The organism is Bradyrhizobium algeriense, assembly GCF_036924595.1.
Taxonomy (GTDB): Bacteria; Pseudomonadota; Alphaproteobacteria; order Rhizobiales; family Xanthobacteraceae; genus Bradyrhizobium; species Bradyrhizobium algeriense.
Genome location: NZ_JAZHRV010000001.1, coordinates 7,949,091 through 7,971,871 on the forward strand (window position 1 = coordinate 7,949,091; position 22,781 = coordinate 7,971,871).

The following is a 22,781-nucleotide window of genomic DNA, read 5'->3' on the forward strand; positions in this document are numbered from 1 at the left end:
GCCTGAATCCGGGCAGCAAAAGCCTTGAGAACCGCCAATTTGTGACACGCTAATAAGGCTTCAGCCACTTCGTTACCTCCATGACTGCTCCGATTGGAGCGGTTGCCGGATGGGATTTGCACCCACTGGAAAGCGCCGCCTTTGCACGGCGCACACCCAACCCGGACATTCCTCGACCGACAGCTTTTGGCGCAATGCGGACCTTTCTCGTGGATACCATTCCGCGCTGATCGCGCGAAATATCCCCGCCTACTGTCCGTCCACGGAGAAGGCGAGCAGCACATTGCCGGGTGCGGTGCCGTAATTTGTGTAGCCGGAGTTGACGTAGAGCATGCCGCCGGCGATCACCGGCCCCGGCCCGTCGAGCGCGCCACCATGCGCCGACACACCGTTTACGGTTGCGTAGTCCTGCATGGTGTCGACGTCCCAGACGATCTCGCCGCTCTTGGCGGCATAGGCCCGCAGGTGGCCGTCCAGTCCGCCGGAGAACACCACTCCAGGGATCGCGGTCACCGCAGCCGACTGCGCAGGGCTGCATCCCGGCCGATCGCCGCAGCCCGGATGTGCCGTGTGCCAGACGATTTCGCCGGTCGTCTGGTTCATCGCATACAGCCCGCCGCCCTGGCTCGGATCGAGCTTCATGGTAACCCCAAAGACAGATTTCTGCGCGCCGGCGGTGGCCTGCGGCACGGCCTTCATCCCGACATCCGACACCGCGACATAGACGTTCGCATCGTCCGCAGCGGAGCCCCATTGCACGCCGCCGAGCGTGCTGCCGAGTCCCACCCGGCGCTGCCAGAGGATGGCGCCATCGCGATCCGGATCGAGCGCGTGCACCATGCCTGATTTCTGGCCGGCAATGAGCGCACGTCGTCCGTCAGGTAAATCGACCAGTATCGGAGAGGAGCCGAAATCAAAATCGGGACCCTTGGTGCCGGGGCAGTTAGAGCGATACTGGCCGCTGCACGCCATATTGTATGCATCACCCTCGGTCATCTGCTGCGACCATGCGAGCCGTCCGGTGGCCAGATCAAAGGCCACAAAGGCGTCGGAGGTCGTGGAGGCCGGGTCCAGATAGCTGTCGCCCGTCGTCGCGTAAATCCGGTTTGATCTGGGGTCGATGGTCGGCGACGACCAGATGGCGCCGCCAGAGGGCGCGAAGAGCTGCACGCCGATCTCATTCACGCGGACGGGCTGCGCCGGCGGGCTGACATAGCCGCGCCACAGCACTTCGCCGGTCCGAGCATCGAGCGCGGCAATCAGACCGCGGAAGGTGCAGCAAGAGTAGCGTGGATCGATCGCCAATACCTCTTCGAACGAAGAGACTGGCACGTAAAGCACGTTATTGGCCAATGTCGGCGCGCCGGTGATCACGGCTCCCGCATGCGCATCGACTCGTCTCTTCCACAACAGCTTCCCGCTCTCGGCATCGAGCGCATAGGCTTCACCGCGTTGATCGCCGAAATAAGCGGTCGTGCCGCGCTCATCCTCGCCGATGGTGATCGCGGTGCGTACGCCGAAGCCGGCGTCGAACACCCAGCGCTGGCAGCCAAGTCTGGCATCCAGCGCATAGACCTTGCCCCCCGCACTGCCCACGAAGACTCGGCCGCCCCAAACTGTCGGCTGCGCATAGGCCTTGGTATCGCCAGGAAAGCCGAACGCCCATTTCAGCTTCAGGAGCGGAACATTGTCTGGCGAAAGCTGGGCCATGGCAGCGGGTTGAAACCGGCGTTGAGCGAGGTCGACGCCCCAACCGTTCCAGCGTGGCAACGAAGCGTCCGCAAGCATCGGGCCCTGCTCACGGCACTTGGAATCCGGCAGCGGCTGCTGCTGCTGCTGCGGCGGTGCCCCGACGAGATAACGAACGATGTCCTGAATTTCGCCTTGGCTCAGGTCGCGTCCCTGCTGGCTCATCATTCCGAACATCAGGGCAAAGCTCATCCGCTCAGGCCTGAACTGCCGCAGCGCGTTGGTGTCAGGCGCGCGTGCCACGCCGCCCTCGTGGCACGATGCGCAGCGCGTGCGGTAGAGCGCTTCGCCTCCCGAGCTCAGCGCCTCTTCCGCCCGATCCGGGAGGACGCCAGCGAGCAATATGCCCACTCCAAGCAGGAGACGTGCGGAGAGAGTGCATCCAGAGCGGAGCCTGGGCGTACTCGTCATTCTCGCCTCCCTCGCATAGCTGGCGCGTGCTTCGGCAACAGTAGATCAGCCCGCGCAGCAGTCCACGCCTAGCACGAATGAACAACCAACGCGAACCTCAGGGATCTAGGACTACCGATGCCATACGGTCCTGTCACGGCCGCCCGCGCCGCGGCTTATCCACTTTCCGCGGCGCCTGCCTTGTGTGCGCTTCGGGAGAACGGTTTGGGCGCGAAACGGACATTTGCCAGAATACGCAGGCCGGCGCATGCGGTGATGCCGCCGCGATATTTCCAGGTGCGCCATCCGATCAGCCCAGCGGGCAGGCTGCCTGTCCGTGCATCATCATGAGTTGCAATGGCTCCATCGTCAGTTGGGGTCAGAAGCGCCGTTTCGACTGTCTGAAAATCGCTTCCGATCTTCTCCGATCACCGGACGATTTCACGGTCCGTCGGCATGTCTCAAACGCGCCAAAGCGCCGACGGGAGGGACTGGACGGAGCAAATCACGTTGATCCGGTTTAACAAATTACGCAATGCGCGCAGTGCGATTAGCTCACGGCTCCTAAGACCACCTGAGCTCATCGCTCCCCGGCTGCCGGCATTCCGGCGGGTTTGCCATGAATCAAGCGGCGGTGGTCAACGTCGCAGGAACAGGCCGAGCCCGTTGCCGTCGAGATATTCGATCTTCAGCTCCTTGCCGGCCTGTCGGAATGTGACCGACGACAAAGAACCATCGGTTTGGTTCTCGCTGGAAGGGCTCACCGAAAATACATCGCCATCCCAGTGTGTCAGCGTGTATGGCGTGTTCGACAGGCCGAGCTTGAGCTCCAGATGGCCGCTCACGTCGGCGATCTCGGCACTGCCAAAATAGGGGTTGGCATAGACACCGACGTAGGACGAAAGCTTTGCCGCCGGCGCCGGACTGGCGGGTGGTGACTTGCCGACGAGATCGCCCGTCGGCGCCATGAGTCCAGCCATGATGGGAGCGTAGGCGGCAAACCAGTCCCGCGTGACCATGCCGAACTGGACAAGATCCGTAAAATACGCACCGAGCGCCTCCGCCGCGCCGCTTGGTGCCGCGTTGGTCAGCACAGTGATCCCCACGCCTGTGGACGGGATCATCGCGTAATGGGTCCCGGCACCCAATGCGAAAGCGCCGGAATGACTGATCATCGTTCGGCCAGCCGGTGTGATTCCGACGCCGAATCCATATCCGTAAAAGCCTGGCCTTGCGTCGACCGCGGAGGAGCGGGTCGAAATGATTTCGGCCGTCACGGCCGGAAGCAGTGCATCGACTGGAATGATCTGCCGACCTTCGAATTTACCGTTCTGCAGCACCAACGCCAGCCATCGGGCGAGATCGTTCGCCGACGAACTGACGCCGCCCGCCGGCGACTCCGGGTCGGGCAAACGTTGGTATTTCGGCCGGAAGCCGTCGCCGACCTTCACATGTCCCAAGGCGCGGTTCGGCCGCTTTTCGAAGTCGGCGAAGCGAGAGCTGGTCGCCGTCATGCCGAGCGGCTCGTAAAGGACATCTTCGGAAAGGCTTTCCCAGTCCTTGCCCGATGCGGCAGCTACCGACTCCGCCGCCGCCGTCAGGCCGAAATTTGTATAGGCGTAAATGTCGCGGAAGCCGTGAAGCGGCAGCAGGCGCAGCCGCTCCAGCACGGTTCGTCGATCATAGCCGAGATCTTCCAGATCATCCCCGGCGTGAGCCGGCAGACCCGAGCGGTGGCTGAACATGTCGGCAACGGTGACATGCTGCGTGACCCACGGATCAACAAGCTTGAACCAGGGCAAGTGCGCGACGAGGGGCGTGTCCCACTTGACGATGCCAGCGCCGACCTGATGGGCGACGACGCTGGCCGCGAGCGATTTCGAAAGCGACGCGATCTGAAACACGGTGTTTGCGTCGACAGACTGGCTCTCCCCGATTTTCCGGACACCAAAACCCCTCGCGTAGACCGTCCTGCCATCCCGCACCACCGCGACCGACATGCCCGGGATGCCGCTTCTCTTCATGACATCGCTGGCGATCGCGTCGAGGCTGGCGATAGCCTTGTCGATCTGGCCATCGGGGATCGGAACGCCGGCGGTCTGGGACGGTGATGTATCGGCACGGCTCGGCATCGGCGCGTCAGCCCAGAGAAGACAGAAAGTAACCAGGCCGGTGGTGATTACCTTCTTGGTCGGGCGAAGTGACACAACCGATTCCAGCAAGGACATGATGGCACTCCGGCGTTCGCTGTTGTAATACGCGGTTGAAAGAACTGCAGTCGTCGCTGCTGCCGAATTTTTGCAAGGTAATCTGTCTCTCTACCAAAACGTCCCATAACTGCTGATCGGGTTCAATGTCTCAATGGGTCCGGCAAGCGACTCTGAGAGAACGTCCGGTTTTGGCGGCGCGAAGCGGACGTTGGCCTAAATTGTCATGTGCGCTAGGCAGTCCGGCGACGACTCCTTGATCAAGCCTCAATGAAAAACCGGACCATTATGCAGCAGCCATCTGCATAAAGGTCCGGTCAGACTGTTCGTTGCGCGGATATTCTGCGACGAAGGCTGCCGCCGATCCGTGCTGCGAAGGGCGCAACGGACCTCAGACGCTATCCGATTGCTATGAGGTTTCGTCGAACGACTACTTCTTTTTCTTCTTGGCCGTCTTCTTGGCTGTCTTCTTTGCCTTCTTCGCTTTCTTGGCCATGTTGCCCTCCATCATCCCAAAAGTTGTCTCAATGCAGGCCGACCATCGACATGCACGCATTCAGAGTACACCATAATATTAGAATTGATACCGCGCGCTTCGAAGAGGGTAAACGATGGTCACGCCGTCTTGCGACCGGATGAAGCCCTCGCGTGATGTGTGCACACCCCGCGCTTTGCCGGATCAGTGGATGACCTGGTATTTTCCGACCTCGACGAATGCGCCAGAGGGACCGCGGATACCTGCATTCAGAAATAGCCGCGAATTCCGCGCAGGGATCGAGCACGGTCACGGGTTCGCATGAAGGAGAGGGAGGCACGTGGTGTCTCCTTATTTTTTCGTCTGAGTCCAGACGGCCGGATATCCCACGTCAAGACAGCCCCACCCGCGGCTCAGGACGACCGATCCAAAATGAACGTACAGCCATGGTTCGGATCTGCCGTCCTGGCTTGCGCCACCCATTCTTTCCTAGGCGGAGATGACAAGCAGCCGGTCTAATTACTGGCCGACGAAGACCGGACTACCCCGGCAGCTTCGCCGACACGCAGATGGACGGGATGACCGCTTCTGGCGCAAGGCGGTCGTTGAGGTGTGGATGTTAGATGTCGCTAGCTCCCGTAAACTGGAACTAGTCCAAACTTCCTTTTGGACTGGACCAACCAGCACTGAGAGCGCCAATCCGACCGCTTGTAGAAACGATCGCTGTTTTCAGAATAGCGAGCTTCCAACCGACACATCAGGTTGCCACGCAATTTGCACGGGGCGGCGATTTTCTCCAGATTGCTTACTCGCTCGAATGCGACAAAGCTGGAGTCTTGGTCAAGACTCGCATATCGCGCTGTAAAGTAAGGAGGAACTGGCGCACCCGACACGATTCGAACGTGTGACCTTTGCCTTCGGAGGGCAAAGCTCATCGGGTCAGGCCAGCGCCTGAAACAGCAATTTGAGATGGTTGCAGGTCCCCGCAACCATTCGTGCGATACTGGCAAAGGCGACCCGGAAGGGTCGCCTTTGGCGTTTCGGATGCCATTTCGCCGGCAAATCAGACGTTCGACGCCGTGACGATCAAGCCGCTTCCGTCCGACGAGCACGGCCGTGGCCGTGCTCTCTCAGGCAACGGCGATCTCGGGCGGCCACGCGATCGACGGGTCCGCCGGCGGCACCGAGGCCAGCAGTAACCGGGTGTAGGGATGCTGAGGATTCGCGAAGACCTCTTCGGTATTCCCCTGCTCCACTACGTTTCCATGCTGCATCACCACCACCCGCGAGCACAGGTAGCGCACCACCGACAGGTCGTGTGAAATCAGCACCAGCGCAATGCCGTGTCGCCGCCCCAGTTCGATCAAGAGGTTGAGGACCTGTGCCTGCACGGACACGTCCAGGCCGGACACGATCTCGTCGGCCACCACCAGTCTCGGCATCACACACAAAGCCCGGCCGATGTTGACGCGCTGTTTCTGTCCGCCGGACAATTGACTGGGGAAGCGCATCAGCGCGTCCAGCGGCAGCCCGACATCGTTCAACAGTTCGTGCGCGCGCTCCTGCCGTGGATGGCGTTTCGACGCCATGTGGTCGGACTCGTAGGCCTGCGTCAGCAGCCGGTACACCGAGCGGCGCGGGTTCAGCGCGGAGTGCGGGTCCTGGAAGATCATCTGCACGTGTTCACGCGTGAGCCGAAGGGCCTTGGCGCCGACTCGTTCCTGCCCGTCGATCAGCAATCTGCCGCTCGTCAGCGACTCCGCTCCCACGATCAGGCGCGCCACTGAACTCTTGCCGCTGCCGCTTTCCCCGACGATCCCCACGAACTGGCCAGGCTGAACCTTGAGCGACAACCGGTTGACGGCCACATTGTGCACCTTGCGCTGACCCAGCACGCCGCGGCGCGCGGTGTACCGCAGCGTCGCATCCTGCAGCTCCACCAGGGACGGCGCAGCAGCATCACCGCGCGGGGCGCTCCACCCGCTGGTGGCGGTTGTTGCGCTGCCTTCATCGGCCGCCGTCCTCGCGCCGGCCGAGACCTCGCGCGGATAGATGCAGCGCACCCAATGGCGGCTGGCGCACTCTGCAAGCGCCGGCGGCTGAGCCATGCACGCCGTCTGGCTTTGCGAGCAGCGCGCCGCAAACCGGCACCCGCTGATTCCGCCCAGTGCGGACACACCGGGCATCTGCCCAGCCAGCGCTGGCAGCTGACGCTGCGGACCATGGACGTTCGGCGTGGCGCGATCCAGCGCCCATGTATAGGGATGACGCGAGCGGCGCAGCACTTCCGTGGCCTGTCCGTATTCCACCTGTTCGCCCGCATACAGCACGACGATATCGTCGCACACATGAGAGGCCAGCCGCAGGTCGTGCGTGATAAGCAGCATCGCCGTCTGATGGATACGTCTTTGCTCGGCCAGCAGCCTGAGCACGGTCGCCTGGCTGACGACGTCCAGGGCTGTCGTAGGCTCGTCGGCCACGATCAGTGCCGGATTGGCGGCAAAGGCCATGGCAATCAGGACTCGCTGGCATTGTCCGCCCGAAAGTTCGTGCGGGTAGCGGTGGATCAGTTCATTCGGGTTAGGCAAATGCACAGAGTCGAGCTGCCGCAACATCAGGGGTCGTCTCTCGGCGGCGGGCACCCCAAGATGGGTCAGGTGCTCGGCGAAGGTCTGGCCGATGGTCTCCACCGGATTGAGCGCGGTCAACGGCTCTTGCGGAACGAACGCAATGCGCCGTCCCAACAGCCGCCGCCAGGCCTTGCGGTTGAGCGCGAGCAGATCCGTGTCTTCGAACACGATGCGGCCCTTCGAGACCTCGAAGCCCGTCGGAATGTGGCCGGCGATGACCCGGCCGATCATACTCTTGCCGGCTCCGGACTCGCCCACCAGGCCGAGCACCTTGCCGCGTTCCAGCTTCAGGGAGACGTCGCGCAGCACCTCGACGCGCTGGCCACCGAGGCGAGCCGTCAATGTCAGGTTGGTGATCGACAACATGTTCACTCCCCCCGCAGCCGCAGGCGAGGATCGAGTGCGACGCGGACGCCATCGCCTAACAGGTTGCAGCCCAGCACGGTGACGATGATGCACAGCACCGGCGTCAGCATGACCCAGGCGGCGCTCTGCATGTCGTTGCGGGCGTCGGCCAGCATCTGGCCCCAAGTCGTGATCTCAGGCGGGACCGACAGCCCGATGAAGGATAGCGTGGCCTCCACGATGATGGCGACGCCCATCTCGATCGAGAACAGCGTGATCATCAGTGGCACGACCGCCGGAAGGACTTCGCGCAGCATTGTGCGCAAGTGGCTGAAGCCGATCAACCGCGCGGCCAGGACATAATCGCGGCGGCGGATCACCAAAACGTCGGCGCGAATGACGCGGCAGAACCGCGTCCAGTCCACCAGCACGACGGCGAGGATCACCTTGTCCACACCGGTGCCCAGCCCGACCAGCAAGATCAGCGACAACACCACCGGCGGAAACGACATCCAGAGGTCGACCACGTAGCTGATAGCGCGGTCCACGAGGCCGCCGAAATAGCCGCCCAGGAGGGCGAGTGCGCTGCCCAGCAGCATCGAACCAAGCGCCGCCTCGATGGCCACGGTCAAGGCCACCCGCGCGCCGAAGATGGCCCGCGACAAGACGCAGCGTCCGAGGCCATCGGTCCCGAGCGGGAATTCTCCGCTGCCGCCCGCAGCCCACATCGGAGGCGTCAGCATGTGCAGCAGGTCCTGTTCCAGCGGATCGTGGGGCGCCACCAAGGGTGCGAACACTGCCAGCAGCAGGATCACCAGCAGGATGCCACCGCCCACCCACACCCGGCGTTGACGAGCGAGCTGCCGAAGTGCGGCGCGTGTCACCGGAAATCGTCCCTCGCGCGGGGCCGGCGAGATCGTCAGGGCGCTTGCAGTCATAGGGTTCTCAGTCGCGGGTTCAACACGGCGTACAGCACGTCGACGATGATCGTGATTGCCAGCATCAGGACACAAAAAATCAGGGCGATCCCCTGGATCAAAGGCAAGTCGTTGCCCTTGACCGCCTGGACCATCAGGTTCCCGACGCCGGGGAAACCGAAGATCATCTCCACCAGCAGCGCCCCGCCGAACAGGAAGCCGAACTGCACGCCGATCATCGTGATGGTGGGCAGCGAGGCGTTCTTGAGCATGTGGCGCCACAGGATACGCGTCTCCGACAAGCCGCGCAGCCGGGCGACCTCAACATAGGGCTCGTTGGCGGCGTCGATCAGACTGGAGCGCAGCACGCGGATCACCAGCGGGGCAAAGCCCAGCGCCAGTGCCAGCGCAGGCAGCAGAAGGTGGGACACCGCGCTCAGCCAGGCGTCGAACCGGCCCACCAGCAGAAGGTCGATGAGCGCGATCCCTGTGATGCCTGGCAGCGCGACGCCGTCTCCGACCCGCCCGCTGAACGGCAATACTGGCCACAACACGCCGAATGCCAGGATGAGCAGCAGGCTCCAGAGAAAGGACGGGATCGACTGCATCAGCGCCACGATCACGTCGGCGGTGGCTTCGCGCCTGCGCTGGTAAAGCACGAAGGCGAGTACGCCGCCGGGCACGCTGATCAGCAGGGCGAGCAGCAAACTCGTCAGCGTGAGTTCCAGCGTGGCGGGGACGGCGGCAAGCATCAGCTGGACGACGGGTTGCCGAAAGTTGATCGAGTTGCCCAGGTTGCCGTTCATCGCCTCCCACAGCCAGATCAGAAACTGTTGGGGAATGGGCTTGTCGAAACCGAGCTGCTGCCGCAGCGCAGCTGCATCGGCGGGGGTCGCGGATGCGGGCAGCAGCATCGCAAGCGGGTCGACAGGCAGCATGCGCAGCACGACGAACACCACCAGTGACAGCAGCAACAAGGTCGGAATGGCCAGCAGCAGCCGGCGCAATATGATGGCAGAAACGACCTGGAACATGTCGATTGACCGGGCGGGTTAAGTTGTCATGTCAGCAGGTGATCAGCGATACTTGAACTCCGCCGGCAGGATGTAGCCGTTGTCGAACAAGGTCGGCTCCAAGCTGGCCGAATAGGCCACTGTTTCAACTGCCTGCAGCAGCGGAATGGCCCAGGACTTCTGTGACGATTCGACGTTCAGCTGCTTGTAGCCGGCCATGCGCTTGGCCTCGTCGACTTCCGTCATGAGCGCATCAATGCGGGGCGACAGCGACATGTCCTTCCACGTCGAGAACCGCAGGCGCGGATCGAAGATGCGGCCGGCGTAGTTTTCCGGGTCTCCAGTGCTGTTGGCCCAGCTGTAGAGCAGTGGGCCGGTCAGCTTGCCGTTCTGGGCCGCCTCGACGAGCTTCGCCGGCGTCGTCTCTTCGATCGTGGCGTTGATGCCAACCGCCTTCCACATCCCCGCGATCGCACGGGCCATGTCGTAGTCATTGGGAAATACGCCGTTGGTGGACAGCAGCGTGAATGACACCGGATTGCCCGGCCCGAAACCGGCGGCATTCAGTTCGGCGATGGCCTTGTTCCTGTCGAACGGATAGTTGAAATCTGCCACATAGGACGGCGTGCCTTCGGGTGTCATCACCGATAGCGGCTTGGCCACGCCGCCGTAGAAGGCTTTGGACAGGGCCGCCTTGTCGATGGCCAGGTGCATGGCCGACCGCACATGGTCGTCGTCCATGGGCTTCACGTAGCTGGGAATCCGGATCATGTAGACCTCGGAGAACGGATAGACCTTGGTCTCGATGCCGGTCTTCTGTGCCAGCCGCTGCAGCTCGCGCACGGGCAGGCGGGTCGCCAGCCCGGCCCGCCCGGACTCGACCAACGCGACCCGGGCCGAAGCTTCGGGGACGATTTGGAAGACGATCTGCCGGATCGAAGGCGAGCCGCCCCAATATTTGTCGAACGCTTCAAGCACGATGCGCGAGCCGCGCAGGTGCTCGATCATGCGGTAGGGGCCGGCGCCGATCGGCCTGGCATTGAAGCCCTCCGCGCCGACGCGCTCCATGTAAGCCTTGGGCACGATGTAGGCGGCCAGAAACGCCAAATAGATGGGAGCAGCCGGCGTGGAGCGGTTGAAGGCGATGACGCCCTTGGTCGGCGAGACCACCTCGATGTCGCTGACTGTATTGAGCATGCCGCCGACGAGCAGCTTCTTGTCGGCCTTGGCGCGATCCGCCAGGCTGAACTTGACGTCTTCCATGGTCGCCTGCGTTCCGTCGTGGAAGACGATGTCGTCGCGCAGGGTGATCTCCAGGCGGGTCGCCTTGTCGTCGACCCACTTCCACTCCGTCACCTGGCGCGGCTGCAACTTCAACTGCGGCGAATAGCGCAAGGGCGAGTCGAAAACCGACTGGTACAGGTTTTGGATGGTGGGGATGGACAAGGCGTTCGGGTCCCAGGTCGGGACGTCGACCGGATAGGCGATCGAAAGCGTGGACTTGTCGTTGACCTGCGCGCGCGCCAGCTCCCAGGGAATGAGCGCGCCAACGCCGGCAGCCAGCGAGCCCAGGATCATGCGCCGCCGCGCCGGGTCCTTGAGTGCCGACTGCACATCGATCTCATGCGGGTCGGCGGGAAAATGCAAGTGACCTGTCATCATGCGTACCCCTGGGAAGTGGAAAAAAATGAACGAGAGATCCAGAGCGAAAGCAAAACGTTTACGCGCTTGGCGGTCGAGTCGAGGACATCATTCGACACTCGCATTGGCGAGCGCGGCGTAGCCGCGCTCGGCCGCAAACACGAACCGGACCATGCTATCGTGGGCCGCGACGGAATCGTGCCTCGCAAATGCCGCGTGCAGTTCCTGCAGCCCCGCAACGACGATCACCTGAATGGCGGGGTCGCGCAAAGTACTCATGCGCACGGTCAGCACCTGGTCGGCGCACCGCGTGATCACCGCCGCCAGGCGGCTGTTGCGCACGGCGCCGAGCCACGTCTCGCGGAAATCGGCGTTCGCGCGGAACAAGCGCGAAAAATCGACTGTCGCTTGGGCGGTCTTGGCTTCCCCAAGCGCCGCTCCCAGCTGCGCGATTCCCTCGCGTGAGATGTCGCGGGCGGCGAGTGCGGCGGCCCTGGGCTCGAGCAGCTTGCGTAATTCGAACACTTCCATGACGTCATCGCGATTCAGGGTCGGGATGCGATAGCCCCGCGCGGTGCTGACCAGACAGCCTTCGGCCACCAGCTGCAGGAGCGCCTCGCGCACGGGCATGCGGGACATGCCCAGTTGCGTGGCGATTTCCATGTCGACCAGCCGGTCCTCCGGAGTCACCAGACCGGCGCGCAGGCGCGCGCGCAGCGCGTCATGGGCGATGGAACTCAGGCTCAGGCGCCCCGACGCATCCGGTACGGAAGCTTCCATGACCTTTGATGTCTTGCCGCTCATGGCGTTCACCACTGTATACTGTTTTGAGGGGTACGACGAAGAAATCAGCAGAATCCCGTTTCCATTTCACGATTTTTCCGGAATTTTATTGGATTTCAAAACCGCGTTGACTTTACATTTCACATAACAATATATTGTTGTCAATCGCTTCGTACATGTCCCGAGCCCTCCGCGGCAGGCCTCGCGTGGCAGTGGGGGACGAAGATCGAGACTGCCATGGGTGCGCGCAGAATGCCTGCGCAGTCGAGGACCTCGACGTCGTCTTCATCGGCACGGGCGCTGCCGTCGCCAATGACATCGGACGTGCGACCGGCGGCAGGCCATGCAGACCGTCCAGGCGTAACCGTCGTTCACTCCGGTCCAGAAAGGCCTTTTCCCAAATCATGAGTTCTGCAAAAGCAATCGATGCCCTGGTACAGGCGCTCGGCAACGACCTCGTGGCCACCGGCCTTGGCATTCCCGATCGCCGCTATGGCGACTGGAGTGGTGTTCCGTACAGCGTGCCGCTGGCGCTGCTGCGGCCCCGCAACACCGAACAACTCGCGCGGATGCTACACATCTGCAATGAGTTCGGGCAGCCGGTCGTTCCCCAGGGGGGGCTGACCGGCCTGGCCGGCGGTGCCTGCTGCGGCTCCAGCGAGGTGGCCGTGAGCCTCGAGCGGATGAACGCGATCGAGGAGATCGATGCAGTGTCCGGCAACCTCACGGCGCAGGCCGGATGCACACTCCACGCCGTGCAGGAAGCGGCCGAGGCGGCGGGTTTTCTGTTCGCACTCGACCTCGGGGCAAGAGGCACCTGTACCATCGGCGGCAGCCTGTCCACCAACGCGGGCGGCAACCGCGTCATCCGCTACGGAACCATGCGCGACCAGTTGCTGAGCATCGAAGCGGTACTGGCCGACGGCAGCGTGGTTGGCGGTCTGCACAAGATGGTCAAGAACAACACGGGCTACGACATGCGTCACCTGCTGGCCGGAGCTGAGGGAACGCTGGGGATCGTCACCCGCGTCGTCCTGAAACTGCATCCACAACCGAAATCTGTTTCGACCGCGTGGTGCGGCCTGCCAAGCTACGACGCCGCGACCATCCTGCTGCAGCGCGCGAAGGCGGAACTGCCCGGCGGCGTGTTGGCGTTCGAGGTGATGTGGCCCAGCTACCTGGATTTCATGCTGGATAAGGTCAAGGGGCTTCGTGCGCCACTGTCCGGGCGCCACGCCATGAACGTGCTGATGGAGACCGCCGGCGTCGACGCGACGGGCCACCCCGCCGAGTTCGACGAATTCCTCGGCCGCATGCTGGTAGAGGGCGTGCTCGAGGATGCGACGGTCGCGCGCTCCACCTCGGATGCGCGTGCATTGTGGGCGGTGCGCGATGCCACCGCCGAGTTTCCGATCCTGTTGCCCGGCATGGCGGCGTTCGACGTGAGTTTCGCGATTAGCGACATCGGCCGGGCCGCTCTCGAATGCGAGACCCTGCTGCGCCAGCGCTGGCCCCAGTGCACGGCACTGGTTTTTGGCCATCTTGGCGACGGCAACCTGCACGTAATCGCACACCTCGCAGATGGTGCAGCGGCAGAAACCCGCGCCATCGAAGAGATCGTGTACGATCTGGTGCGCCGCTATCGTGGCGCCGTCTCGGCCGAGCACGGCATCGGCATCCTCAAACGCAAGGTCCTGGGCCACACCCGCAGCCCGGCCGAACTCGCTGCCAATGCGCGCGATCAAACAAGCGCTGGACCCCAAGGGCATCCTCAATCCTGGCAAGGTTCTCTGAGCCCTGTCTCATTTCTCTTCGTTGCAAAGGAACCCATCATGACCGCTACCGGCAAGAAATTCCGCATCTGGGCGCAAGGAGCCACCGACAAGACGGGACATCAGGCCTATCTGGAGCAACTGCTGCCCTACATGCAGGCCTGCATCGATCCCGATTTCGAGATCGAATTCCACACCACGACGCCATCAGTCACGACGGTGCATGCACTCTCCGAGTTTCGCTTTTCGCGCGAAGTCATCCGCGGGGCGATTCGGGCCGAGCGCGAAGGCTACGACGTGTTCTTCATGAACCACTTCCAGGACGTGGGGCTGTACGAAGCCCGCGCCTCGGTCGACATTCCCGTGCTGGGTCTGGGTGAGAGCACCCTGCTCCATGCCTGCACCCTGGGACGCAAGCTCGGCTTGCTGGCCATCAATCCGGCCTTCATCCCCATCCACACCGACCAGGTCCAGCGCTACGGGCTGCAGCAACGCGTGGCAGGCATCCGCGCCATCGACGCCAGCATGAGCGACTACATGGAAGCCTTCGCGTCGTCGGCCAGGAAGACCGAACTCGAGGTGATGTTCATCCGCGAGGCTCGCAAGCTTCTCGACGCGGGGGCCGACGTCATCGTGCCTACGGGAGGAATCCCGATGATGCTGTTTGGCAATGCACGTGGCGCCAATGTCGATGGCGCACCGGTCGTCAACGGCGTGACAGTCGTGATCAAGGCAGCCGAGATGGCCGTGAAACTGCGCCGCCTGGGCGGGATGGGCGTCAGCCGGGTCCCCCAGTCCGGCTTTGCCATGCCGGATGCCAAAACGCTGGACGAGTTCCTCAACCACGGCTGAATCCTAGGACCTGTCGGCTTCGGAATTCAAGGGCCGGCTGGACTTCGACGATGCGCAGGGCGAAGTGCTCAACGGGCCGCGTTGCTGCCTGTGGCACGCCAAATCATTCCCTAAGATCATCGGACTTTTTTGTCGGCCCCCACCGGATTTTGATGGGACGTGGCTTGTCTGGAGCTACCCAACCTTCAATTCGGGACTCGCCCAATATCAATCACTCCAATAGCCACATCCGGACGGTACCGTTTCGCCATGCGTATGCGTGGGCTTGAGCGGGACGAGAGTTCTTTGGATCATCCAGCAATGGGGGAAACCTGGCCCTGTCGGAAGTATCCATGCGAGCTATCCGGAACGAAGTGATTCCGGGTTCGCAGATGATGACAGAATGGCGCACCCGACACGATTCGAACGTGTGACCCTTGCCCTCGGAGGGCAGCTCTTCGTGCAAAGCGGGGCATTCGGTTGGATCGACATATCGGTCTCAGAAAGCGCCGTTAGCAGAAATTGGCGGTCCGCGCGAAATTTACCACGCCGTGATCCCGCCGCGGCTGCATTGATGCGGCGGCTGTGTCGCTAGCAGGCCCGGTGTGATTTGCGACCGATGGCAGGACGATAGAAAACGTTTACCACCTGCTCGAACCCGCTTGAGCTGGCTATCGGTTCCGGTACATACTGGCGGTACACACAGCCCACCGCGGCTGTCTGGAAACGCTGATTTTGCAGCGGTTTTCGAGGTCCATGGGACCTTGGCAGAGAATCCCTCCCTCTCCGCCTTCCGCTATAGAGATCCCTCCTGAACTTGATCGCTTGCTTGCAGTGCCAGCGTGGTGGTGAAACTGCTGCGTCACGCGGCCAATCGCCGTCGGTGCGCTCGTGAATCCTCGAGCTTCCGTCGTTCTGCATAGCAAGCCGCCAGAAGTGTTTTCACCCAGATCGCCATACCCTCAGCTTTGAGATCGATTTTCTGCGAGCGGTTGTAGTGTTGTTCGGTCACCGACGCGAGCTGTTCGCGTTCGTCGATGCTGGAGTGTGCTGTCTTGTGTCCCAGGATAGCTGTTGCCGCGCCGCCCAATCTTCTGTCGTCAAGAAACGTTGTCACGGTTCTTCTAACGTCATGCAGTGTGAACGGTCGGATACCGTACTCCTTGAAAAGGTCAGGTCGCATCTTTCTCGGCTTCGGCTTTGGCCCTGGCTTTCCCTTTCGCGCCGGCTTTTGTCGAACCGTGTGATCGTAAACGCGGCCTTGGAGCCGATACATCAAGAGGTTAAGTGCGGCAGGAGTGACTCGATTGCGCACGTCTCGCCCGGGAAACATCCAAGAGGACTTTCCACCGGCTTCCCTATGAAACGTTGCCATTACCTTCAGCGCTGCTGGAGGGATCGGAAGTGAATGAGGTCGACCACCATCTCGGCCGCCTTTCATCTCCTCCGACGTCCAGTTTGCAATCTTCCACCCGCGCAGTTTTCGGTCGATTCTCGAAGCCTCGAAAAGTCGATCTAGCCGCAACTGGAGGAAAGCACCCGTTCTCTGTGCCGTCAGTGCAACTCCCCAAAGGGCTCCAATCGTGCCGGGATAGGTTTCGTGCTCGCCATCGGCCAAATTCCGGAATTTCTCCGCAATTACTAAGGCCCGCGCTATCTCTTCAATCGTAGGGGCATGCGTGCGTTGCTTGGTCTTGTACTCGAACGACCACCTCGTCCACCATTCAGCCTGGACTTCATCGAGGCCCGAAGCCGTGGCTTGATACTTCCAAGCCCATGTCAACATTCGCTTTGACTGGGTTAGTGCTCGGTGTACTGCCGATGCAGCATGATTGAGATGTATTTCATCTCTTAATCGCTCAAGATCTCTAAGCCTTATCTCGCCAACAAGTTTGTCGTTGATGCACGAGAATTCCTTGAGTGTGAGGTAGTGCTCATACTGCTTGCGGTATTTTGGCTTTAGCCTCGGTAACTGATACGCAAGGAATTTTTGAGTGAGTGCTTTCCACGTCCATGTGGCGCCGGTGTCACCGATGCGCTTTCGGTAGGCTAGGAGAGAGGTCTCGTCCGCGAACTGATCCGCAATCTGGGCACTACCCCACGGATCCTTGTACTTGTGGCTGGTCTCCAAGTGCACAAGCGTCTCTACGAACTCTCGCAGATTGCGCTTGCGCTTTGCCGCCAAATGGGTCTGTTCGCTAAAATATCTAGCTGCGTCTAGATCGATGTCTGATGCCAACCCGAGCCGTAGCGTAATCTCGCGGCGGCGAACGTACCAAACGACTTTGCCGGGCGTGATACGCAGCGTCAAACCAACCGTTTTCGTGTCTCGCCATTCAGAGATCTTGCCAATGATCCACTTACTGTTGCTGTAGGAAATCGCGCTTTGAACGTCATTGTCTGTCAAGGCCCGGGATTCTCGTTCGTAAATCGTCTTTGAGGACATCTTCCCGTCCGTACAACGTGCGTACAAAAACAGCTAAAAAGACCCTGCCGCAATCGAGCCTTTCAGGAAGTCCTATTCTGACAGGAATTCTTGCAAAATCAATAGGTTAACAGATCGTGAATCATTCGGTTGGGTGGAGTAGATTCGTTTTCCCAAGCTGCATACGAGGGTTCGATTCCCTTCGCCCGCTCCAATACTGTTCGCCGCGTGGGGCAGCTGGTTTCGCGACGGCGTGGGCCGTGGTCCGGGATCGACGGAACGGCCGGCTAGGGTCACGGCTGTGCGCTCACTGCCGCTTGACATAAACATACTCGATGGCGAGGAACTCGCTGCCGCCTGGCGGCGTCCAGAATTGACGTACGACGTTGCGACGATCGCCCTCGACGATGATCTCGCGCCGTTGTTTCATGGCCTGTCCGACGAACTCCGTTCCCCAACCAGGGTGGGTAAACGCTTCGATGAATACCTCAATGATGCGGTCGCGATGCGCGCGCTCGGCGTCGAAGCTCGTTTCATACATCGTCCTGGGATAGCGCGTATCGAGACTCACATACTCATAGCGCCGATCGACATTGTTGAATGACAGGTAGGCATGGCGGGCGAATGGCTCCTGCTCGCTGCCTGGCGCCGGTTTCATGATCTCCTGAAGAAAGGCCTCGCCGATCAGCCGTCGCTCCGCAACCATGGGAGTCAAGGCAATAGGCTCTGCCCCCGGCCCAGGCCATACTCGCTGCTGCACACTCCAGTCGCCTTCCAGTGCGCGGATCAGGTCATACTCCGGACCAGGCACCATCACCCGAGCGATTGCAGACGGCGCATTCTGCTCCGCCGCCGCCCTATCCGCACCACTGAGCATCGCTGCGACCGCGAGCACAACCGTTACCAGCAAGATCAGAGCGTTCCGCATGCGGAATAAGTCGCCGTCGACAATGACGTTCCCATGGCGCACGATCCTTTTGGTGCGGCGACGACAGGCGTGCGCGCGTGGTTCCATGGTAGAACGGCAGGTTCCCAAGCTGCATACGAGGGTTCGATTTCCTTCGCCCGCTCCACTCCATGGTGCATCCCTATCCCTGCATCGGTTTCATCGCCTCGACCGTTGTCTGTTGCAGAACCGCGCCGCATCACCCGCCTGAATGCGGATGCCGAAGACGGGGTCGCGTAACTGCTGTTGCCGCGCCTCACACTGTGCCTGCGTTTCAACGCGCACTTTGCCGGCGGCCTGCACGGATCCGCCCGATGGGGACCGGTCGGCCCTCGTTTGCGCCTGTGCACCAATCGCAATGTAAGCGTGATTGCGACGATGAGTGCAGTCCGCATTTCAGCCCCCCGTGTTTCTACGGTTGAGAGCTCGCTCGACGGTAAATCGATGCGCTGACGAAGAACGCCGAAAGCTTCTTCGCTGCAGTGGCAGGACCTCCGACTTCGTTCCGCGCGAACAGGAAAGCAACAGTCTTGTCTGAAAAAGCTGGCCGCTCAGAAAATGGGCTCCCATTCTTTTTTGGAATCTGGCCTCCTTAATTGCCGGGAGTTCGTGTGATTCGCGAATTGATGACAGTCCACAATGGAGGCTGCCATGAAAGCTTTCGGTCGCGTACTAACGATGTTCGGTATTCTCCTTCTGGCGTCCTTTCGTGCTGACGCTCACGATGCGTCGATGCCGCACCACGAGTGGTTCAACAGACAGGAAATGAACCCTGCCGCCCAACGCCGGCTCGGTGTTCCCTGGAAATCGTGTTGCGACAACGGCGATGTATTCAAAACACGCTTTCGCGTCGCAGACGACCATTCGGACCAGTGGCAATACCTCAAAGACGGCCAATGGAAAGTCATCCCACCCGACATCATCAAGTCTGAAGACACGCCAGATCATTTGCCCGTGCTGTTCATAAACAGGAGGACCGGCGACGAGCTCTGCTTCTTCTTGCCGAAGGGTGGATTGTGATGCTTTAGGCCTGTCGCCAGCTCGACTCGTCGACTACGGGCAACGGAAGCCTATCTTTCGCTTTCGATCGCGCGTAGGGTCGCTTCGTCGCAAGACGATGGCGCTGAACCTTAGAGTGGACTGCGGGCAGACCCGGGGGCAGTACCCGGCGCCTCCACCTTAGCAGCTTGAGCTTAAAGGTCTCATCTCGGTGAGATCGATTCTGCCGAAAGGCCGAATCCCAGGGCTGCTAGGGCGGGGGCGAACCAGGATCGATGGTCGCAAAGAAGCTCTGAATTGTGCTCGGCATGATACCGCCGTTATCGGGTCAAAAACCTAAATGCAAACGATAACGTTGCATTGAACGAAGTGCGCCTCGCGGCGTAACCTGTTCGGGGTTGGTCCACCTGGCAACAGAACGGCCATCGCCGCGTCAGCCTTCGGGTTGGCGCGGCTTTTATTTGCGGCCCGGCCCGCTCCTCGCGCGTTGTCTTCAATTTCCGTCGCTGCCGTGTTAGGCATGAGGCGTGTCGCAAAAGAGGAGTGCGCGTTGACCCAGGCGATCACTTCCGCCGACACCTCCCGCAACAATCTGCTGATGGTCGCCACCGGCGGCGTCATCTCCGGCATCCTTACGCCGCTGTTGCCAACGCTGATCGATCAGATCGTTGGCTTGCCCGGCCAGCTTCGCATTTCGCTGATCGCGGTGCCGTTCGCCGTGCTGGTCTTCATTCTGGTGCGGCGCTTCAGCGCCAATCCGCTTTGGGCGGCGGGGCTTGCCGCGATCATCACCATGATCGCTTTTGTCTGCGCGGTGAACGCGGCGATCTTTATCGAGGGACAGACCGCGGGCGCGGCCACGGTCATGCGCTATCTGCTCGCCGGATTGACCGGCGGCCTCGTCGGCACGGCATTGATGGCGCTCGGAATCGCGCTGCTGCCGGCGGGGCCGCGCAATGCCGCCGCATGGTGGCCGATGCTGATCACGGGGACGCTCGCCGGTACGCTGCTGGCGCTCGACAATGCGCTCGGCCTCGACCGGACCTCGTTGCTCTATCCGGTCTGGCAGGCGGCGGTCGCGCTGCGGCTGGTGATGGTGCTGCGGTCGTGACGGCCCCGAGCCACGTGCAGCCCCGTAGTTCTACCGCCCTGCATTAAAGCCTGCATTAAGGCTGCCTTAGCGCAGATCCGCCTACGTTGACCGCTCCCTCATGCAGCGGAATCACAACATGCGGATCGGTCGACTCTTTGCGGTATCGATGCTCTCGGTGACGGTCCTGGCGGTCATCCTTGGCGCCGGGGTTCTCGTCCCGCAATATCGTACCTTTGCCAGCAAGACCGAAGCGATCCAGGCGGTAGAGGCCTATGGCACGGTGCTTGCGGTTGGCCAGCAGGTTGCCGCCTACCGCGCGCCCTATGTCGGTCCGTTGTTTCAGGAAGGCGCCGCGACGCAGGCCCAGCTCGATGTGGCGGCGAAGGCCGTGCAGACCGCAGATGCCGCGTTCGCAAAGGCGCGAACCGCCGTCGGCGCGCTCAGCGATGGCGCGGCGCTCGTCCAGGGCCTCAATCAGGCGGCGGTCAAACTGGCCGAGGTTCGCGCAGCGAGCGATCGCGCGATGGCCTTGCCAATGAGCGCGCGCGATCAGGCCGCGATCAAGGGCTTCCTTCCGGGCATTGCCGGGGTTGTCGGGATTCTCGAACCGCTGTTGAACCGCCTTGAAAATCAGGTCGCGATGGCGGACGCGTCGTTGACGGCGCTGCTAAATGTCGCCCGCACGTCGCAGGATCTGCGGATCTCGGCCGGCGGCCGGGCTGCTACGGTGTCGCTTGCGATCAGCACCCGCCGTGCGCTGACGGCGGCTGAAATTTCCAGCATGGACCGCGCCCAGGGCCGCGTCGATCTCGACCGCGAACGGATCGAGGCCGGCGTGGATCAGATCGGCAGCCCGCCGCGTCTTGCGAAAGCGATGAACGACGCGATCGAGGCCTATTTCGGAAAGGCCGCGCCATGGCTTGAAAAGGAATTGGCGGCCGGACGCAACGATGGCAAATACACCATCGGCTCCGATCAACTCGCCAGCACGATCGTGCCGGCGGTGCAGGCCTTCTTCGCCGTGCGCGATGCCGCGTTGGCGGAAGCGGGAGAACGTGTGGGCGCCGCGCGCGACGCGGCCTTGACGATGCTGGCGCTGGCCGGCCTTGCCGTTATGGCGCTGCTCGGCGTGCTCGCCGGCGTCACCGTGATGCTGCGCCGGCGCGTGATCACGCCGCTGGCGACCTTGACCGGCGCGGTCGGCGATCTCGCCGCTGGCCGGCACGACGTCACGATCCCGACCGTCGAGCGTGCTGATGAAATCGGCGCGATGGCCGGCTCGCTGCAGGTTTTCAAGGACGCCCTGATCGCCAAGAAGGCTGCCGACGAGGCGGCCGCGGTGGAGGCCGACGCAAAGATCAGGCGCGGCCAGCGCGTCGACCGGATCACTGGCGATTTCGAAGCGATGATCGGCCAGATTGTCGAGGTCGTGTCACAGGCCTCGACCGAGTTGGAAGCCTCCGCCGGCACGCTGACGGCGACCGCGGAGCGTTCGGAGGAGCTTGCCACCATGGTTGCGGCGGCATCCGAGGAAGCCTCCACCAATGTGCAGTCGGTCGCATCCGCCACCGAAGAGATGGCGTCGTCAGTCAACGAGATCAGCCGGCAGGTCCAGGGCTCGGCGCGGATCGCCGGTGAAGCGGTGGAGCAGGCGCAGAAGACCAACGACCGCGTCGCCGAACTCGCCAAGGCGGCCGCCCGGATCGGCGACGTGGTGGAGCTGATCAACACCATTGCGGGCCAAACCAACCTGCTGGCGCTCAACGCCACCATCGAGGCGGCGCGGGCCGGCGAAGCCGGGCGCGGCTTTGCGGTGGTCGCGTCCGAGGTGAAGGCGCTGGCCGAACAGACGGCCAAAGCAACGGGCGAGATCAGCCAGCAGATATCGGGCATCCAGGCCGCGACGCAGGAATCGGTCGGCGCCATCAAGGAGATCGGCGATACCATCGGACGGATGTCGGAGATCGCCTCCACCATCGCGGCCGCCGTCGAGGAGCAGGGCGCGGCGACCCAGGAAATTTCCCGCAACGTGCAGCAGGCCGCGCACGGCACGCAGCAGGTTTCCTCCAACATCGCCGACGTGCAGCGTGGCGCCAGCGAGACCGGGTCCGCCTCGGCCCAGGTGCTTGGCGCGGCAAAGTCATTGTCCGGCGAAAGCGACCGGCTCAAGCGCGAGGTCGGCAAGTTCCTCAGCTCGGTGCGGGCGGCCTGAGCCGCCCCCATCGCAAAAGCGGACGCTGTTAGGGCGCGATCGTCAGCACCGCCTTCATGTTCGGATGGTACCGGCAGTAATACTCGACGACGCCGGCCTTCTTCAGCACTGACGTCACGGTCCTCTTCGGCGGTATGTTGACGTCGAAGTCGCCATTGCGGGCGGTCGCGGTGTGGACGAACACGTCCGTGTTGATCCATTCGATGGTATCGCCAACCTTGGCCGAAACTTCGGCCGGCGCGAACACCAGGTCGGTCGTCGTAATCTGGATCGTCGCCGCCTGCGCCGGGACGGCCATGGCGCCGAACAGCAGGGCGGCCATGGCAAGTAGACAGCGTCCCGGACGCATGGCG

At 62.2% G+C, this 22,781-nt stretch carries 14 protein-coding genes and 1 other RNA gene; 5 read left to right on the forward strand and 10 right to left on the reverse strand.

The features are described 5' to 3' along the window. Positions 1-249 precede the first annotated feature (249 nt). The 7 genes from V1286_RS38065 to V1286_RS38095 all read right to left on the reverse strand — a co-directional run bounded on the left by V1286_RS38065 (position 250) and on the right by V1286_RS38095 (position 12,171). Positions 250-2,100 carry an outer membrane protein assembly factor BamB family protein gene (locus V1286_RS38065; protein WP_417021305.1) on the reverse strand — a complete coding sequence of 617 codons (1,851 nt, stop codon included), beginning with the start codon at positions 2,098-2,100 and terminating at the stop codon, positions 250-252. Between the two features lie 677 nt (positions 2,101-2,777). Next, the gene (locus V1286_RS38070) at positions 2,778-4,367 is read right to left on the reverse strand and encodes a serine hydrolase (protein ID WP_334489184.1); all 1,590 of its coding nucleotides are present in this window, start codon (positions 4,365-4,367) and stop codon (positions 2,778-2,780) included. Positions 4,368-5,951: 1,584 nt separating this feature from the next. Further along, positions 5,952-7,817, reverse strand: a complete 1,866-nt coding sequence (locus V1286_RS38075; RefSeq protein ID WP_334489187.1) for an ABC transporter ATP-binding protein — start codon at positions 7,815-7,817, stop codon at positions 5,952-5,954. Positions 7,818-7,819: 2 nt separating this feature from the next. Next, positions 7,820-8,734, reverse strand: coding sequence for an ABC transporter permease (locus V1286_RS38080; protein ID WP_334489189.1), 915 nt, complete (start codon positions 8,732-8,734; stop codon positions 7,820-7,822). Beyond that, positions 8,731-9,747, reverse strand: a complete 1,017-nt coding sequence (locus V1286_RS38085; RefSeq protein WP_334489191.1) for an ABC transporter permease — start codon at positions 9,745-9,747, stop codon at positions 8,731-8,733. Before V1286_RS38085 ends, V1286_RS38080 begins: the two co-directional genes overlap by 4 nt. 42 nt (positions 9,748-9,789) lie before the next feature. Further along, positions 9,790-11,388, reverse strand: coding sequence for an ABC transporter substrate-binding protein (locus tag V1286_RS38090; protein WP_334489193.1), 1,599 nt, complete (start codon positions 11,386-11,388; stop codon positions 9,790-9,792). 87 nt (positions 11,389-11,475) lie between these two features. Continuing rightward, positions 11,476-12,171, reverse strand: coding sequence for a GntR family transcriptional regulator (locus V1286_RS38095; protein ID WP_334489196.1), 696 nt, complete (start codon positions 12,169-12,171; stop codon positions 11,476-11,478). 383 nt (positions 12,172-12,554) lie between these two features. Here V1286_RS38095 and V1286_RS39175 point away from each other — a divergent pair, with 383 nt between their 5' ends. Beyond that, positions 12,555-14,774 (forward strand): FAD-binding protein, encoded by a 2,220-nt coding sequence (locus V1286_RS39175; protein WP_465249081.1) that lies wholly within the window; start codon positions 12,555-12,557, stop codon positions 14,772-14,774. An 841-nt stretch (positions 14,775-15,615) separates the two neighbouring features. Here the strand turns inward: V1286_RS39175 and V1286_RS38115 are convergent. Together V1286_RS38115 and V1286_RS38120 are read right to left on the reverse strand one after the other, a co-directional pair. Then, entirely contained in the window at positions 15,616-17,199 is a 1,584-nt protein-coding gene (locus V1286_RS38115; RefSeq protein WP_334489198.1) for a hypothetical protein, read from the reverse strand. Positions 17,200-17,485: 286 nt separating this feature from the next. Continuing rightward, entirely contained in the window at positions 17,486-18,193 is a 708-nt protein-coding gene (locus V1286_RS38120; protein ID WP_334489200.1) for a DUF1579 family protein, read from the reverse strand. A 582-nt stretch (positions 18,194-18,775) separates the two neighbouring features. On the opposite strand from V1286_RS38120, the gene V1286_RS38125 reads away from it, so the two are divergent. The 4 genes from V1286_RS38125 (at position 18,776) to V1286_RS38140 (ending at position 22,428) form a co-directional block, all read left to right on the forward strand. Beyond that, on the forward strand, positions 18,776-19,144 hold the full coding sequence (locus V1286_RS38125) for a hypothetical protein (protein ID WP_334489202.1): 369 nt from the start codon (positions 18,776-18,778) through the stop codon (positions 19,142-19,144). Positions 19,145-19,191: 47 nt separating this feature from the next. Beyond that, positions 19,192-19,553: a transfer-messenger RNA gene (gene ssrA / locus V1286_RS38130) on the forward strand. 120 nt (positions 19,554-19,673) lie between these two features. After that, positions 19,674-20,234: a hypothetical protein gene (locus V1286_RS38135; RefSeq protein WP_334489205.1), complete on the forward strand. Its 561-nt coding sequence runs from the start codon at positions 19,674-19,676 to the stop codon at positions 20,232-20,234. Positions 20,235-20,352: 118 nt separating this feature from the next. Next, a complete protein-coding gene (locus V1286_RS38140; RefSeq protein ID WP_334489207.1) occupies positions 20,353-22,428 on the forward strand; it encodes a methyl-accepting chemotaxis protein in 2,076 nt (691 codons plus the stop codon). A 28-nt stretch (positions 22,429-22,456) separates the two neighbouring features. Here the strand turns inward: V1286_RS38140 and V1286_RS38145 are convergent, their stop codons facing one another. After that, a complete protein-coding gene (locus tag V1286_RS38145) occupies positions 22,457-22,777 on the reverse strand; it encodes a cupredoxin domain-containing protein (protein WP_334489209.1) in 321 nt (106 codons plus the stop codon). Positions 22,778-22,781 lie beyond the last annotated feature (4 nt).